General features: G+C 40.5%; 5 protein-coding genes and 1 pseudogene. All 6 read right to left on the minus strand.

All coding sequences use genetic code 11. The features are described from left to right. On the minus strand, positions 1 to 6,869 hold a 6,869-nt coding region (locus SMSK564_RS10555), incomplete at its 3' end, for a DUF1542 domain-containing protein (protein ID WP_000428622.1). A gap of 415 nt (positions 6,870 to 7,284) precedes the next feature. Further along, positions 7,285 to 7,701, minus strand: a pseudogene (locus tag SMSK564_RS0102940) (RpnC/YadD family protein); the annotation flags it as partial. A 7-nt stretch (positions 7,702 to 7,708) separates the two neighbouring features. After that, positions 7,709 to 8,656: an Rpn family recombination-promoting nuclease/putative transposase gene (locus tag SMSK564_RS0102945; protein ID WP_000603342.1), complete on the minus strand. Its 948-nt coding sequence runs from the start codon at positions 8,654 to 8,656 to the stop codon at positions 7,709 to 7,711. A 100-nt stretch (positions 8,657 to 8,756) separates the two neighbouring features. Then, on the minus strand, positions 8,757 to 10,445 hold the full coding sequence (locus SMSK564_RS10560; RefSeq protein ID WP_000251205.1) for an alpha-L-fucosidase: 1,689 nt from the start codon (positions 10,443 to 10,445) through the stop codon (positions 8,757 to 8,759). Between the two features lies 1 nt (position 10,446). Further along, entirely contained in the window at positions 10,447 to 14,235 is a 3,789-nt protein-coding gene (locus SMSK564_RS10565; protein WP_001250573.1) for a DUF4982 domain-containing protein, read from the minus strand. A 539-nt stretch (positions 14,236 to 14,774) separates the two neighbouring features. Then, a partial coding sequence (locus tag SMSK564_RS12465; protein ID WP_000431055.1) for a ZmpA/ZmpB/ZmpC family metallo-endopeptidase occupies positions 14,775 to 18,279 on the minus strand: 3,505 nt, incomplete at its 5' end.

Below are 18,279 nucleotides of genomic sequence, written 5' to 3' on the forward strand. Positions count from 1 at the left end.
TCTACTTCTGATTTGAATAAATCTTCTGATGGGATTGTCGCAGTAGTTCCATCTTTCAGTGTAACTGTCGCATTACCATCTTCATCAAATTTAACAGATTTAGTTTCTGGGTTTAATTCTCTTAATTTTTCTTCTACTTTAGCTTGATCATCCGGATCATTTGCTTCACCGGCTACTTTGTCTGCTGGTTTAACAATTTTACTATTTCCTGCATCTGGGTTAGAAGTATCTTCTTTAGTTCTTACTAATTCTGATGCTGGAATTGCTGCAGTTTTACCTTCTGGAGTAGAAACAGAAACAGTTCCATTTTCATCGATTGTTACGATAGCATCTGGATTTACCTCTTCAACTTTAGCAACAATCTTAGCTTTCTCTTCGTCAGTTAAGTTCGATGGATCTTTTACGATAACTTTATCAAGTGGTTTGTTAATGTCATTTCCACCTTTACCGTTATCTAACTGGTCCTCAGTTTTCACTAATTTTGTCGGATTGATAATTCCTTTATCGCCAGCTTCTGTTGTTACTTCGATGTTTCCATTTTCATCATATTTAACTTCTTTAGCTGTTGGGTTAACTTTCTTAACTTCTTCTAAGATTTTAGCTTTTTCTTCATCTGTTAATGCACTTGGATCTTTTACTAATACTTTATCAATTGGTCTGTTTACTTCTCCAATTGCTTTAATAGCCGCCTTATCAGCTTCTTCTATTGTATTAACATCGTCTACACTACTTACTGCATCAATTGCTGCTTTAGATTTTTCCGCAACTTTATCTACTTTAGCTTTTAATTTAGCTTTAGCTTCAGGAGTTAGATCGTTACGCGCATCGATTTCTGCTTTCTTAGCTGTTGCTTCTTCATCAATTGCTTTACGAGCATTTGGTTTATCTTCTACAACTGGTACAGATTTTTCAATTTCACCTTCAGCTTTTTCTTGAAGTTGCTTAACTTTTGCATCTGTTCCAGCTTTATCGATTTCTTCCTTAGCTTCTTCTGCTAGAGCTTTAGCTGCATCTGCTGCAACTTTCTTCTCTTCATCAGTAGCATCTGGAGTGTTAGCAATGTCTTCCAATCGTTTTGCTAATTTATCTTCGATTGCTTTCTTGGCTGCTGGTTTAGTTACTGCTTCTGGATTTACAGCTTTAACATCTGCTACACCTTTATCTTTTGCACCATCTACTGCTTTTTGAGCTTCTGCTGCTTTTTCTGGTGTTTCTGCATTAGCTGGTTGATCATTGATCGCATCTGTTGCTTCTTTAGCTTTATCTTGAGCTTCTTTCTTAGCTGCTGCTTTTTCTTCGTCAGTTAAGTCTTTACGCCCGTCGATTGCTTCTTCTTTCTTAGCTAACTCTTTTGCAATTTCTTCTTTAGCTTTTTCTTTCGCTACTGGATTTACTTTCGCAACTTCTCCAGTACCAGCATTTTTCGCTGCATCTACTGCTGCATCTGTTGTTGCTGCATCGATTGCTTTCTTAGCGTCATCTGCTGCTTTCTCTGCTGCTTTCTTAGCTTCATCTTTTTCTGCTGGAGTTAAGTCTTCACGTGTGTTAATTGCGTCTACTTTAGCTTTAAGAGCTGCATCTACTGCTTCCTTAGCTTCTGGTTTCTTAGCCGCTACTGGATTTACAGCTTTAACATCTGCTACACCTTTATCTTTTGCACCATCTACTGCTTTTTTAGCTTCTGCTGCTTTTTCTGGTGTTTCTGCGATAGATGGTTGAGCGTCGATTGCATCTGTTGCTGCTTTAGCTTTTGCTTGCGCATCTTTCTTAGCTGCTGCTTTTTCTTCGTCAGTTAAGTCTTTACGCCCGTCGATTGCTTCTTCTTTCTTAGCTAACTCTTTTGCAATTTCTTCTTTAGCTTTTTCTTTCGCTACTGGATTTACAGCTTTAACATCTGCTACACCTTTAGCTTTAGCTGCATCTACTGCATCTTGTGCTGCTTTTGCTGCTTCTGGTGTAGTTGCGTTGTCTGGTTGAGATTCGATTGCATCTGTCGCTTTTTTAGCTTTTGCTTGAGCATCTTTCTTAGCTGCATCTTTTTCTTTGTCAGTTAAGTCAGGACGTGCATCGATTTCTCCAACTTTCTTAGCCAATTCATCTGCGATTGCTTGCTTAGCTGCTTCTTTCGCTACTGGGTTTACAGCTTTAACATCTGCTACACCTTTAGCTTTAGCTGCATCTACTGCATCTTGAGCTGTTTTAGCTGCTGTTGGTGTAGTTGCTACATCTGGCTGCTTGTTAATAGCGTCTGTTGCTTCTTTTGCTTTCGCTTGTGCTTCTTCCTTAGCTTTTGCTTTCTCTGCATCTGTTAAATCTTTACGTGCATCGATTGCTTTTTCTTTTTCTGCTAATTCATCTGCGATTGCTTTTTTAGCCGCTTCTTTAACTACTGGAGTTACATTTGCAACTGCTGTAGTTCCATCTGCTTTAGCTTTATCAACTGCTGCATTTGTAGTTGCTGCATCAACAGCACCTTTAGCTACGTCTGCTTGCGCTTTTGCTACTTCTTTAGCTTTAGTTTTCTCTTCTGGAGTTAAATCTGTGCGAGCATCGATTTCTTGGTTTTTAGCTTCTAACGCTTTATCGATTGCTTTCTTAGCTTCTGGTTTAGCTTTAGCTACTGGATCTACTGCAGTAACTTCATCTACACCTGTTTCCTTAGCTGCATCTACTACATCTTGAGCTGTTTTAGCTGCTGCTGGTGTAGCTGCTGCATCAGGTTGTTCTTTAATTTTCGCTAATTGTGCATCAGCTTTATCTTTTGCTTCATTCTTAGCTGCTGTTTTTTCTTCATCAGTTAAGTCTGTACGCTTATCAATTTCGCTATTTTTATCTTCTAATGCTTTTGCAATTGCTTTCTTAGCTTCCGCTTTGGCTACTGGAGTTACATTTGCAACTGCTGTAGTTCCATCTGCTTTAGCTTTATCAACTGCTGCATTAGTTGTTGCTGCATCAACAGCTTCCTTAGCTTTATCAGCTGCTGCTTTTGCTGCTTCTTTAGCTTTAGTTTTCTCTTCTGGAGTTAAATCTGGACGATCATCGATTTCTTTGTTTTTAGCTGCTAACGCATCGTCAATCGCTTTCTTAGCTGCTGGTTTCTTAGAAAGTACAGGATTACCTGTTTTAATCTTGTCAGTTCCTGCTTTTTCTACAGCATCTAACTCAGGTTTAGTTGTAGCATTAGAGTTAGCAATATCTTGAAGAGCTTTAGCTTTATCTGCATTTACTTGCTCGATTGCTTTATCTTTTTCTTCTTTAGTTGCTTCTGGGTTATTATTAATAGCCTCAATTTGCTTCTCAGCTGCTTTATTAACCGCATCGATAGCAGGTTGTTTGTCTAGAGTTACAAATTCTGACAATGGTTTTTTATCTGTAGAACCATCTGTATATGTTACTACAAGATTTCCATCATTATCTTTTGTTACTGAGGCAATCTTAGCCTTAGCATCTGCAGCATCTACAGTTTTACCTTTTTTGTCAGCTAAGTTAGCATCATCATTGGTATTAGAGTACTCAATTTGTAGTTTTTCTTTGATTTTCTCTAATTCTGCTTCTGTTACATTAGCTGGATCTGTTACAGCAACTTTTTCAGTTGGTTCCTTGATTTCGTACTTATCTGCTTGTGATTTAACGATGAATTCAACATACCCAGGTTTTTTCTGGCGAAGTGCAGGGTCACTCTCAACATTGTAGGCTTCATTTGCTGGCATAGATTTAACACCGTCATTATCTTTAGCTTCGATAAAACTTGTCCACTTTTGCCCAGCTCTCAGATTTGTTACTCCTACCATCTTGATAGTAGCTGTTTTTTTATCCTCAGATACAGTTCCTTCCCCAGATGCTACAGCACTATTAGTTACCTTTCCTATAGTAAAACCAAAACCACTAGCATTATCACTTTCATCTAAGCCTTTATTTCGTAGATATAAATCTTTTACTATTGTCTCGTCTTTACCGGTAAATGTTAAGTCAGTTTTTTCTCCTGTATAAATATAGATCTGACGTTTATCAACATTTGAGTATGGAAGTTCTACTGTAGGGGCAACTTTTGTACGTGCGAAGTCAGTTAATGGTCTACTATCTATAGATCCATCTTTATATGTTACTACAACATTGTTTCCATCTTTTATAATAGATTCAATACGATCATCTTGATTTTCTACTTCTGTACCTTTTTCATCAGCTAGATTTTTATCTGGGTTTTCAGTAGAGTATTGAATTTTAATATTTTTCTTAATCTCATTAAACTCAGCAACTGTGACATTATTAGCATCCACTACAGGAACTTTTGTCTCTGGAGTTTTAATGTCATATTTGGCTGTTTGAGCTTTTAGTTTGACAGTGAATGAACCTGGGTCAGTTGCATATGATTTAGAAGTTGCAGTATTCTCGATAAATGCACCATCAGTATCTGTAGCTGTTGCATAACGAGTTACAATTGTAAGTTCTTGATCTGCTTCTTTAGGGAATTTACTCTCAGCAATTCCAGAGTTATCTTTTGAAATGTTACCTTTAATTTTTACAATAGCTGGATTTTCTGCTGTTGCTGGTGTTTCTGTAGAAATTTTTTCAACTGTTGTATTGTACTCATTATCTAAAACATCAGGATTAGATGCATCTTTAGCTGGTGAATCCTGATTCCCACCACGTTTAATTGTCGCAGATGCTATTTTTCCTGAATCATCTGTAAATTTAACAGGAATTTCAAAATCTTCGTTCGCATACACGTAAACGTCTTTTTTACCATCTACTGAGTATGGAATTTCAACTGTTGGAGCTGCGTTAGTACGGGCAAATTTAGTCAATGGTAATGTATCTGTAGAACCATCATTATACGTCACCACCATATTGTTGTCTACTTTTTCAACAGATTTAATCTTGTCGGCTTTATCGTCAACATTTTGACCTTGTTTCGCAACTAAGTTAGCATCTGTATTCGTTTTAGAATAGTGAAGTTTGATGTTTGCATTGTTTGCACCAACTAGTTTCTTAAACTCTGCATCTGTTACATTGTTAGCATCAACTACTGGGAACTTAGCCGCTTCGTTTTCAGGTGTTGTAACATCATACTTTTGAGTTTGAGGTTTAAGCATGACACGGAAGGCGGAGTCGTTAGCTACTTCTTTTCCAGAAGAACCAACAAATGTCGTTCCTTCGACATCTGTAACTGCCACATAACGCCAACCTAGAACTAGCCCCTGTGGAGTTTCTCCTTTTGTTGCTGCGTCTAGGCTATCTTGTGATAAACCATCTACTGCTTTTGGAGTACCTGAGTATCTGATAACCGCTGGATTTGCTTCTGTTGCTGGTGTTTCAGTAGAGATAACATTTGCCGTATATCCATACTGAGTATTGATTTTATCAGTTTCATCTGCTACAGGATTAAATGCTTTTTTCCCCCCTTGTAGCAATGTAGCTCTTGAAATCTTATCCGCATCATCTTTGATTTTGATATCAAATGAGTTCTCTTCTGCACCATAGACATAGATTTCTCGCTTAGCTGCATCTGAGTATGGGAATTCTACTGTTGGTTTTTCGTTTGTACGTGCCACATCTGCAACTGGAGTGGTGTCTACTGAACCATCTTTATAGGTAACAGTAACTGTTCCATTTGCCACAGTGATCCCATCGGTTTCTGCTAGGACCGAAGATTTATCTGCTAGGACTTCTCCTTTTTTAGAAGCTAGTCGAGCATCTTGTGTAGTTGCTTTATCAGAATATTGGATACTAATTTTTTCTTTAATTTTGGCAATATCTGCTTCAGTTAAGCTATCAATATTCGAAACAGCAATCTTATCAGCATTTGATTCTGGTAACTTGATGCTATATTTGTATGTTTGAGATTTTACAACTAGTCTGAAGTAACCGTCTCCGTTTGTACCTGCTCCCGCTTCAATCTTTCCTCCTGCTGCATCATAAATTTGCATAAATCTAGAACCTAATACAGCATCTTGGCTTTCTTGTTTTGTATATGGAGGAAGTGCTTTGAATCTTTCATTCGGTTTTCCTGTGATTGTAACTGTCGCTGGTCCTGGCGTCTCAGTTAAAACAGAATGATATGTCCACCCAAAACCATCCGTTTCCTCTTGGTTAGGAGCCGAGCTTATAGGTCGTCCATCTAAATACTGACCGCTTCCTCCCTTAACATAGGCGCTGCTAATATTTCCAGCAGTTGAATTTACAGAAATACTAACATTCGCATCTTCTTCATTATATAAATAGATTTCTTTTTTAGATTGATTTGAATATTCTAGAGTATAGCTAATATCGCCTTTAGTCTCAGTCGTATCCGCTCTAAAGGCATTATTCTTATCTAATGCTTTCCCATTACGGGCATCATTAGATCCTGTATTTTCGATCGAGTTAGACTCTGATTTTGGTTCAGTGTTTTCAGCTGACTTCCCTACAGTTTCTTTACCTTCAGTTGTATCTACTGCTGGAGTTTCTTTTTTCTCTACAGGCTTGTTTCTTAATTTAGCATTAGCTGTAGTGACAAGTTTGCTGTAAGCTTGTTTCAGTTCAGCTTGAGTAGTTGCGTTCGCTAATGTAGCTTTTGCAGATTCTAGTTCAGCTTTTAATACTGCAACAGATTCTTCCGTTTTGTTATCGTAAGAACCATTAGAAAGTTTTGTTTCAATTTCTGAAACATAGCTTGTTAACTCTGACTTGTCCAAAGTTGGAGTTGTTGCTTCTACAGATGTCTCTTGTTTGCTTAGTTCATTAGCTGATACAGCTCCATTACCTAAGAACATGAAAAGAGCAGCGACCGCTACACTAGCCGCTCCAAAGCTATATTTACGAATCGAGTAACGCGTGACCTTTTCGCGGTGCAGACGTTCAACACGACTCATAGATGGTTTGTTTTCCATTATTTTCTTTTCTCCTTTTGTGAGGTTAATTGATTTGATTTCCACATGACACCTGCATACAGAAATCTACAATTTGCATTATATCTTATTTTTAATATATATGCAAAGAATTTGATTTGAAATTTTCGCAAAAAAAGCGTTTTTGGGAAAGTAAGAAATTTTTAGACAAATTCATTTAGTATATTTTTACTTTTTTATAAATAAATATTTTTGATGAATTTATATTAAAATTACATATTAATTCGTGTTCGTTCACAAAGATAGCACATTCATATAGGATTGGTAGTAAAATAAATAAGTTTGGAATATAAAATAAACTGTTTTTATACTGTCTAAGAAAAAATCATTCGTGAAAAAATATGAGCTAAAAACAAAACATGCTACCTTATTTCGGCAACATGTCATCGTTTTCTACTTACAACAAGGCCTCGAACTCAGCGACAGTCATGCCCAACTGCTGGCTAGCAACTTCAGAAGTCAGGAGACCTTGACGTACTAGATTTACTAGCATAGACAAACTTCCTTCAACTTTTCCTCGTTCAAGACCACGCTCTAAACCTTGTTCAATACCTTCTGCACGACCACGTTCAAGACCACGTTCTAAGCCTTTTTCTTCAGCTTGTTCCAAGGCATAATCATGCGCTAATAAGGCTTGTTCTTCTCGCATACGTAGTTGACTAAACATTTTCCTGTCCTCCTCGGACCAGCTCTTGTAGTCTAGCAGTTGGTCTGCTTGGCTGATGGCTCGCTCAGGTTGTTGGGTAAAGGGCTTATTCCCGAAAAACTCCAACCACGGCTTGCGAACCTCATCTTTGCTGGTTTCTCTGTACTTTTAGGTCTTATTTATGATGTTTATGATGGTTTTTCAATAGCTCCTCAAACTCAGCGACGGTCATGCCTAATTGATGGCTGGCAACTTCAGAAGTCAGGAGACCTTGACGTACTAGATTTACTAAACCTACTTTTAATCCCTGTTCAATGCCTTCTTCTCGTCCTTGTTCACGACCCTCTGCACGACCACGTTCTAAGCCTTTTTCTTCAGCTTGTTCCAAGGCATAATCATGTGCTAACAATGCCTGTTCTTCTCGCATTCGTAGTTGACTAAACATTTTCCTGTCCTCCTCGGACCAGCTCTTGTAATCTAGCAGTTGGTCTGCTTGGCTGATGGCTCGCTCGGGTTCTTGAGTAAAGGGCTTATTACCAAAAAACTCCAACCACGGTTTACGAACCTCGTCTTTGCTGGTTTCTCTGTATTTTTTTAATTCCAAGAATGCCATCTTGACTAGGTGGTTTTCTTGTCCATTGTTTGTGATAGTTAAGACATCACCTGTCGTATCCTCTCGCATGCTAAAACTATGAAAAGCCAAGTCATCTGAGAAATAATTACTATCCACAATAGCGATTGCGTAAACAGGTGCGATGTGTTTATAACTCTGGTGTGTATCGCCTTCTCGTTGGCGAATTTTTTCAAGATTTTGATTGACCTGACTGCACAAATAAGCCCACAGGCGATTGATGAAAAAATTCTGATGATGAACTTGGATTTCAATAATTACCTGAGTGCCATTATCTAGTTCAGCTAAAACATCTATACTGGTATAGAAATCCTGCGCCGAGTACGGCAGGGAAGGCAAGACATGAATGTTACTTCCTTCCAAAATGGTCACATTTTTGGCTGGCAAGTCCAGCATATCGCGGATAAATTGACAAGTGATTTCTGGATTGCTAAAGATTTTCTTAGCTACCAAGTCATTGGTTGGGCTAATGCCCGGATGTCTTAGAATCATCCATTTCCTCCTTTTATTATACCACAGTTTGAAATCTAAGATTACTAGATTCGATGGTTCTATCTATTTATTCGGAAAGGAAATGAATTGTGAAGATATTTTATCTCGTTTCAACTAAAATATGAGCTTGATCAATCAGTTGTCCATCAACAGTCAGATTCAGATAGAAATCTAAGGTCTTATCAACAGCAAAATACAGGGTTGGTATGGTCAAATCTTTTTTGCTTTCCTCAGCTTGGAATTGAAGGACTTGAATCTCGTCCTGATAGGCGACACCATGGACACCTGTCCCCGGTTGAATCGAAATCTTAGCCTCCAAAGGAGTATCACTTTCGCTACGTTCAACCCTAAAATGAAGAGTCTCTCCCTTTGCTACAGCTAGACTTTTTTCTGCAAATGCTAGACCCTGAACAACTTCTGTTTTTGATAAGCTAGGAGTTTTATAGAGGGAAATCTTGGTCAATACAGGCATAGATTGTGACTCTGTAATCATCACGCGCACCTTCTGTGCCTCTACTAGCGGACCTCGCAGGAGACGCTTATGACCAACTGTAAAGCCCCTGCCAAATTCCTGCCAGACACCATCCACCTCTACTTGTACACGAAAAGCAGCGATTCGTTGCCCCAGCTTCAAATCTTCTCTTAACTCAATTACATCAAAAGTTTTAGGTGACCCTAAGTCTAGTTCTAGCTGGATGGGCAAGTCTACATCGCTTGCCCAAGAGCTGGTCTTAAGGCCATCTGTCAGATGATGACAGCCAAAGTCTGCGGAAAGAGCAGGACCAGATACCTTAGCTCCCAGAGCCAAATCTTCTTTATAGAGCTCATTGCGATAAACGGCAAATTCATAAAGTCGTTCAATATCCTTTGCATCAAATAGCCCATCTTGATTCGGCGGAATATTAAGTAGGAGCGGGGTTCCTCTCCCCACTGAGTGAAAATAGATTTCGACCAACTCCTCAAGTGACTTAGGATCCTGATCCTCATGGTAGAACCAGCCTGGCCGGATGGAAACATCTGCCTCTCCGATTGAAAAAATCATGCCCGAGGGATCTCCGTGCTGAAGATAGTCCAGCTCTGCTTCTGTTCCTAGTTTGTCAGGATTCACCTTTTGCCACAGTGGATCACCTGCATACCCTCGTTCATTGCCAATCCAGCGGATACTAGTGCCTTCTGTTGAAAAAATTAAGCAATCTCCCTGCAGTTCACGAATGGTTTCAAACCATTTTTCAAATTCATAATTGACCTTTTGAGCTCCCTCTCCTCTGGCACCATCCATCCAGACCTCAGCAAATTTCCCTCCATTTCCATAGGCAGGATTTGATAAAATCTCCTTCAGCTGAGCCAGATAATAGGCATTATAGTCCGCTTCTCGGTCCACATGATAGAGGGGGCTTTGGGCGTCCCACGGCGATAGGTAGACCCCCATATCCATATCAAACTCTGTGGCAGCTTGGGATACTTCAAGGAGCAAGTCCCCCTCTCCATTCCTCCAAGGACTGGCCTTGATCGAATAATCTGTGTGAGCTGTCGGATAGAGGACAAAGCCATCGTGGTGCTTGACCACCAAAATCAACTTCTTAAAGCCCGTTTCCTTGAGCACTCGAACCCACTCACGCGCATCTAACTGTGTCGGGTTAAAGCGTTCAGGATCCTCCTGACCTGTCCCCCATTCCTGATCATAAAAGGTATTTGGGCCAAAATGGATAAAGGCTGCTAGTTCATCCTCTAAATAAGCTAGCTGGGCTTGACTAGGCAAGGGCCCATGCGGTTTTATTTCTCTTACCATACTACTTCCTATCTACACTTTTCTTTACTTTTTTGGCATGTACTTGCAATTCTGTTAGCGCTAGGGGACTGGTCAAACCTTCAAATCGAAGACGAAGGGCGTAAGTTTCCACCTTATCAAATTCAAAACGAAGCTCTTCATCCTTGTCGCTTGACACTTTTCGGATGCCTGATACAGGTTGCCAATTCTCCTCTTGCTTGAGCAGTGAATCCTTATCCAAATGATTTGGAGTCCGAGGCAAGCTAGGCTCATTCCCTACATAATAATCGATAAAGGTCGGCTCAACGGCCACATATTCTTGATTTTCAACATAATACAAGGTCAGGTTATCCACAAATCGCGGTTTTAAAATGCCTGCGTCTCCAAAAAGAATGCCCACGCTGGCTTGCTCTGACTTGGCAATCCAAGTATTGGCTGTCGATTTTTTCCGAGCAATGACCTTGTCATTGAGGTAAGAGGCTGGGTGATTTGGCTCTGAGTGGGAAGCAAAGACCAGAGGCAGGTTAGATCCTGTCCACTGATTGGAAATAACTTCTCCATCTACACTGGCATCTGTCACATGAATAGTGACTGTTGCTGGCAACTCACAGCCCGCTACTTGTCCTGTGAGTACACATTCTCCTACCTGAGCATAGATTTGAGGCTTGAGTTCATCCCAAGTAACCTTGGCCGTATCTCGTCTGCCATCTGATAAGACTAGCTTGACCCGGTCTGGTAAGTGTGGAGCTTCCTTGACAAGCGTCCAGACCCTTTCAGGCTCAATAGCACAGATCCCTTGGACACAAATCTGAGCAGAAGCCTTTATATCCAGCCCCTCAAGATGACCAGATACCGTAAATTCATGAAAGTTTTCCAGATCTTTTTCCGAGATTGCCTCCCAAACAACCTTTACTCGTTTTGCACCGCCAAACTCATAGTCCACCAAAACTGAAGATGGAAGCTGTGGATAAGTTCCCTTATTTGTATACAAGCGAAGTGGTCGTACAGAAACTGCTTGCCCTAGTGAGGTATGTTCTGCCACCTGCAAATGAGTTTGATAGGCCTTCCCTTGATAAAAGGCGCGAATAGCCAAGTCCCCTGCAGACAAGCAATGAAGCACTCCCTGCTTGATAATGGCGTGGGCACTGCCACTCGTCTCCCAAATCACTTCACTATTCCCCACCTTGTTCACAGGGTTATCCACAGTTTGTGGATAAAGTCCAATAGCTGAGGAATCCCCTTCTTGTAATCCTGCCTGCTTGTCCACTCGAATCTCAAATAAGCGCTGGTTTTTCACTGGCTGGCAATCAAAAGCCTCTCCCACTAAGAGATCAAAACTTGCTGTCTCTAGTCCTCTGGCACTAGCCTTTACTCTCACTAGACCCACCTGCTCCAAGCTCTGAACTAAAACAACACCCCTGCCATGAAAGGCTTTCCTCTTAAACCGACCATTTTTCTGAGCCTTGTAACGTTCACGACTGGCCTGCCTACCATTATCCACACCTACAATGCGAGCAGGGCCTTCAATTTCAAAATGAAGTTGATTGGAAGCAGTCGGCACCCAATTTCCATCCTTGTCCAATACATCAAAATAGAGATAGAGGAGGTCTTGCCCATCTGGCTCCAGTTGTGATTTCTCGGCATGTAACCCGATTTTGGTTGGCTTACCTGCAGTCACCACCCTATCTTCTGCCACAAGCTGACCTTGACGGTCATAGGCCACAGCACGCAATTCTCCCGGTTGATAGGGCAAACGCCATTCAAGATAGAGCTGGTCATAACCTTGTCCCTCTTGGTATTTTCTACCATCTGAAGTCCATTTTTCCTGAAAAGTCTTTCTGCCTTGGGATTTTCCATTGAGAAATAGCTCTACTGAACTAGCATTTGAATACACTCTAACAGGGATATCCCCATACTTATCCACAACTTGTTGATAACTCTTGTGGATTTCCCAATTCCAGTGGGGTAAAATATGAACCATAGGATGCTGATCCAGATCCAACCACTGACTTTGATAGAGATAATAGTCATTTTTAGGAATCCCTGCTGTGTCCACAATCCCAAAATAAGAACTCTTGACAGGCGTGTCATTTTGATTGTGCCAAGGAGTCGGCTCACCAATATAGTCCACTCCTGTCCAGATAAACTGACCTGCATAGTCTAGACGATTTCTATCTGCTATCCAAGAAGCCGTCGCTGTCTTCCCCCAAGGAACCCGATCATTGCCATAGTCCGACTGTTCAAAATTTCGCAAGCGGCGATTATCCCCAACCCATTCCTTATCTGGGCGAAAATAGCTGTCACGCGTCCTTGTAGCCGATGAGGTTTCAGATCCGTAAAGTCGCCACTTGGGATGTCTTTTGCGAATCCCATCAATATTGTCTTCTGAGTAATTCAAACCCACTACATCCAACAAATCAGCAATCTTTTCATGACCTCCAGAACCATCGCCAAAGCGGAATTGATCCATTCCCATGGTCACAAAACGACTATCATCCACTTCCTTGACCCTTCCTAGCAAGCGTTTGATAGTCTTCAATGAATGAGCATCGCCATTTGCTTCACTGACTTCATTTCCCAAGGACCACATAAAGATAGCTGGATTGTTCTTACCACGTTCAATCATAGTGCGCAAATCATAATCTGACCAGAAATCGCCTGCTTTCGCTTCTGGATGAGTCGCTTCTTCCTCAAAAAAGCGTCCATAGTCATATTCTTTCTTGCCTCCATACCAGGTATCAAAGGCTTCTTCTTGGATGAGTAAGCCCATTTTGGCAGCTAGATCCAGCAAGATACTACTGGCTGGATTATGCGTGATTCGAATAGCATTAACGCCCATTTCCTTCATCTGGCGCAATCGTCTCTCAGCAGCTGACCTGTTTTCCACAGCTCCCAGCGCTCCGTAGTCATGGTGCAAACAAACCCCATGAATCTTCACCCAACGACCATTTAGAAAGAAGCCCTTATCCGCTTGCCAATCCATATAGCGGTAACCAAAGCTCTCCTCTTCTTCATCAACCAAAACGCCATTTTTATAAAGACGAGTCTTCAATTGGTAAAGGTGAGGATGGTCAATATCCCAAAGTAAGGGTTGAAAAATTGATATTACTTGTTGGAAAGCATATTTGTCCCCAGACTCAATCACTACAGAGTCTGTCGCCTGCCAGTCTGACAGTTGCTGTCCATCATACCAAATACTCTGTTCCAAATATACTGACACAAACTGAGGCCCAGCATTTGAAACCTTGCTTTCAAGCTGGGTTTCCACCCAAGATTGCCTTTGCTCCTTTAGCTTAGGACTTGCTATCGTAATCCCATACAAATCCAGATGAACTGCATCTGTAATCAACAATTTTACTTCTCGGTAGATACCACTACCCGAATACCAACGACTGCTAGGTTGCTGATTTTCCACAAAAACCGCAAGCTGGTTGGCAGTCCCATCGTTTCTTAGATAAGGCGTGATGTCATAAGAAAAAGGTGTATAGCCATTGGGATAATAGCCCAGCACTTGCCCGTTGATATAGACTTGGGCATTCATGTAAACTCCATCAAAGAGCAAACGCACCGAAACAAGGCTAGCATCTTCCTCCAAGTAAAACTGCGTCCGGTACCATGCCTGACCCCCATTTAGCTGGCCACCCTCATTCTGCGCTGGCGAATAATGGTCAAAATCATTGTAAATACTCCAGTCATGTGGTACTTGAATCGCCTGCCAATTTTTCCTCTGAAAATCCAGTGCCAAGGCCTCTTCTTTCCCTACCTCCTGGCTAAAAAACCAGTGATTTCGTAAAACTTCTTCTCTTCTCATACAAGCATTCCTCTTTAAACGAATCGATATACTTGACTATAGCACAAAACAAAAGCGCTTTCAAGACTTCCTCCATCACTCCCTAAATACTCAGAAAAGATTCTATAATTTGTGGAAAAGTCTGAAAATCACTCCATGTTCAAACAAACTGCAATTTGCAATAAACAAGGTCATACTCTTCGAAAATCTCTTCGAACCACGTCAGCATCGCCTTACCGTAGGTATATGTAACTGACTTCGTCAGTCTTATCTACAACCTCAAAACCATGTTTTGAGCTGACTTCGTCAGTTTTATCTGCAACCTCAAAGCTGTACTTTGAGCAACCTACGGCTAGCTTCCTATAGTAGATTGAAATAGGATATGAACAAATTGATTAGAAAAGTCAAATTAATTTCTAGAAATATTTCAGCAGCTGCAGAGTACTATTCTAGATTCAATCTACTATAGTTTACTTTTTGATTTTCATTGAGTAGCAAATCTGACAAGAACCAAAAAACACCTCTCTGAATGTTCGTTCCAGAGAGATGTCCCTTTTGTCTTAACTATTGTAAATCGACTGTCTAAAGTCATCTGAATCTTTGAGATAAGCTTTATAAATCGCTTTTTTCAGTTTTTGAACGGGTGTTTCGATAAAGGTATAGGTGCGAGCAGTTGTTTTGCCTGCCTTAATCTGTTTCAACTCCTCTTGGACAGCTTTCTGCATCAATTCACTTAACTTCTGACTTGTCAGACTTATTTGCTGACCTTCATATTGGATTGTCAAAGGTTTCAATTGATCAATCTTAGCTACTCTTTCCTTGATCTGTGCTTTTTTGAACTCCGCATATGTTTTTCCTAGAATTTTTTCAAAAATATACTTATCAGATAATGGTTTTCCTGCCGCTTCAGCTTCTTCTTTAAACTGATTTGACACATAAGGAACAAATCCTTCATAGTAGCCCAAAGTAGCCATCAATTCAAAGGCTTGTTTTCTAAAGGTAATATCCCCACTCATACCAGAGTCATTTTGACTAACACCATAAATGGTATCAAACATATCAACGGTATAGTAACCATTTGCTGCAATTTTACCTTTATCTGAAAAACCAGCAATGATATAACGATTGACCAGGATATGATTGTCAATCAAACTATCAATATCTGTCAATTTTTTGGCATCTTCTAAGGTCAGAGCTTGAATCTCCTCACTCTTATGAGTCGGTTTAACTGCTGTATTACGGTAATCTACCCAAGTTCTAGAACCTGTTGAAGTGATTGGCATTATTTTTTTGAAATAACTCATCTTGTCTTCTACAGATAAGTTTCTACTTGCCTCTGCTTCTAGGTAATCTAGAGTATAAAGAACATCAAAACTTCCCTTCATATAAGATTGCAAATCTTCTGCCGTTTTAAATCGATCAGGTGTTTTATTGTAAAATCCATTCTTATCACTCTCATCATATACAAAGTTGAGATTGAAATAAGTATCCTTTTCTGGATTATAGGAGTTTTCAAAAATACCACGCGCATAAAACTCTGCTCCTGTACCATCTCGACGACCGTGATTATTAAACAAGACCGTTCTATCTAGTAAGTGCGTCATTTCATGAGAATAAGTCGCTGAACCTCTATCATCCAAAACCCTATCTATAAAGTAACGGACACCTAATCCATTGGCCTCAGCTCCCACCTTACTTACCGGAGAATAGTAATTCATAGGAGTCATAAACTGGTTGACTCCCTTATCAGCTCCATTACCAGCAGCTGATGACCAAGTGCTATCAATCTGGGCATTCGGATTACTTGTATATTTCTTCATCGTATCAATAATCAAGCGATTTGTAAACAACTTATCACGATTTTCTGGTTTTGTTATACGATAAAGAGTATCAACATAGTTGGCTTGCTGTACAGCCGCTTTTTCAATTAAAGACTTGACTCTAGCAAGCTCAGCCTGATACTTAGTTGGATTAGACTGAGCAAGAGAAGTATCTATATAGGAACCAATATTACCATAAGTAATCGTCGCCATATTACTAATCACATAAACACTTGGTTCTTTCACATTCAAAAGTCCCAAAATAGCAGCCATATTAGCCTCTTGTTTACGAGGATCCTTTTCCCCAGCTGTCAACTTGCTATACAACCCGACATGCGCTGAAAGATTTTCCTTAGATGGTTTTTCAACAATCATAGCTTGACTAGATTTTTTAAGCCAAGTATCCGCATCATCTGACGTAAAGAGTTGGCGATTGCTGTCTAAAAATTCCTTCAAGCTAGCCTTACCGGTGATAGTCGATAAATATTTTGTAAATGTTTGAGGACTATTGGTCAATTTCATCTCTTCATAAGACATGGATCCTAATTTCTTCAAACTATCCAAGGCTGTTATTGTCTTATTACCAAATGAACTTGGATTAAAGGCCAGAATATCACGAATATTCGTGTCCCCAAATTGAATATTATAAAAACGATTGATATAAGACAGTCCCAACAAGATCTGCTCTTTGTGTTGCTCCAGCTCTTGTTTGACCTTGCTGCGATTTTCAGGAGTATCTCCTATAATTCCCAATGTATGCGAGGCAATCTTTTTGAAACTTGACTCAGCTTGCGTCTTCGTCTGATCAAAGCTTTCTTGAATTGACAGTTTTTGAAGATACTCTGTACGCAACATATCTTTGACTTCTTGGTCAGTAATATTTGGTTGTGTTTTTCTGAGCAAGATTTTACGCAGGGTAATATCTCGAGGATCATAGGTAGGCTCCAACTGTGTTTTTAGTTTACTGTCATGTAAGAAGTCTACTGACCTCGCGCTTGTGGTCAGAGCAGACACATCCACAGCATCTTCTCTCTCACTATTAGCTGGAAGCAAGTGTGGTTTATCCTCCTGACTACCAACTAAAACAACTCTGGGTTTCATTGGTTTTGTTATTTGACTCGCTTCTTGAGGATTAACCAATTCACCAGTTTGTTCATTGATAGCGTAGGTTCTGGTAAGTGTATTCTCACCAACTTCACCCTCATAGGCTACCTTTTCCATATTTTTAGCAAGAGAAGAATCCTCTCTTCGCTCCTCAGTAACAGCAATCGGTTGTATTACTTTTTCCACATTACCAACTTGAATCACTTTATCGACTGCTGAATTTACTTGTCTAGTAGTGTCAGATATCGTCACCTGACCTGTTGCCTTGTCTAGTTGATAAGTCGTCCTAGTTTCCACCGAACCATCATGCCCTGCAACCGCTACTTCCTGTCGTCTGAACTCCAAAGCAGGATTCACTTGGTAAATCGTTTTATGAGATAGGACAGTAGTTTCAATACTCGGTTTAGTTCCAACTTCTACAACTTGATCAACTTTGTTAACTACTATTTTGACAGTTTTATTCTCAGAAATATTTCCACTTGCTTGATCTTTAGTATAGGTAGTAGTAACTTGTTCTTGCCCCTCAACACCCGGAATCTTTACTCTTGTAACGCCGTGGTCTAGTGCCTCATTCTTTTCATAAATTGTTTCATAAGGAACAACTTTAATCTCTACTTTGGTCTGAGGAAGTTGAGTGTCTTCTTTATACTCTGGAAGAGCCTCCTGTATCTCAGGCTCACCGGAAACGCCACCCTCATAAGATGGAAGGGACGGCTCTACCAACGATTCGCCAGAAACGCCGCCTTCATAAGAGGGAAGCATTGGTTCTACCGAAGAATCGCCGGAAACACCACCTTCATAAGTAGGAAGCACTGGTTCTACCAAGGAATCACCGGAAACACCGCCCTCATAAGAAGGAAGGGACGGCTCTACCAAGGAATCACCAGAGACGCCACCTTCATAAGAAGGAAGGGTTGGTTCTACCAACGATTCACCAGAAACACCGCCTTCATAAGAGGGAAGGGACGGTTCCACCAAGGATTCACCGGAAACGCCACCCTCATAAGACGGAAGAGATGGCTCTACCGAAGGATCGCCGGAAACACCACCTTCATAAGACGGAAGGGACGGTTCCACCAAGGATTCACCAGAAACACTGCCTTCATAAGAGGGAAGGGGTGATTCCACCAAGGATTCGCCA

It is taken from the genome of Streptococcus mitis SK564 (assembly GCF_000148525.1).
In the GTDB taxonomy this organism is placed as follows: domain Bacteria; phylum Bacillota; class Bacilli; order Lactobacillales; family Streptococcaceae; genus Streptococcus; species Streptococcus mitis_H.

Bases quoted from the DNA above. Each gene is read 5' to 3' on its own strand.
- SMSK564_RS0102945 (WP_000603342.1), bottom strand. From the start codon at position 8,656: ATGATTCTAAGACATCCGGGCATTAGCCCAACCAATGACTTGGTAGCT.
- SMSK564_RS10560 (WP_000251205.1), bottom strand. From the start codon at position 10,445: ATGGTAAGAGAAATAAAACCGCATGGGCCCTTGCCTAGTCAAGCCCAG.
- SMSK564_RS10565 (WP_001250573.1), bottom strand. From the start codon at position 14,235: ATGAGAAGAGAAGAAGTTTTACGAAATCACTGGTTTTTTAGCCAGGAG.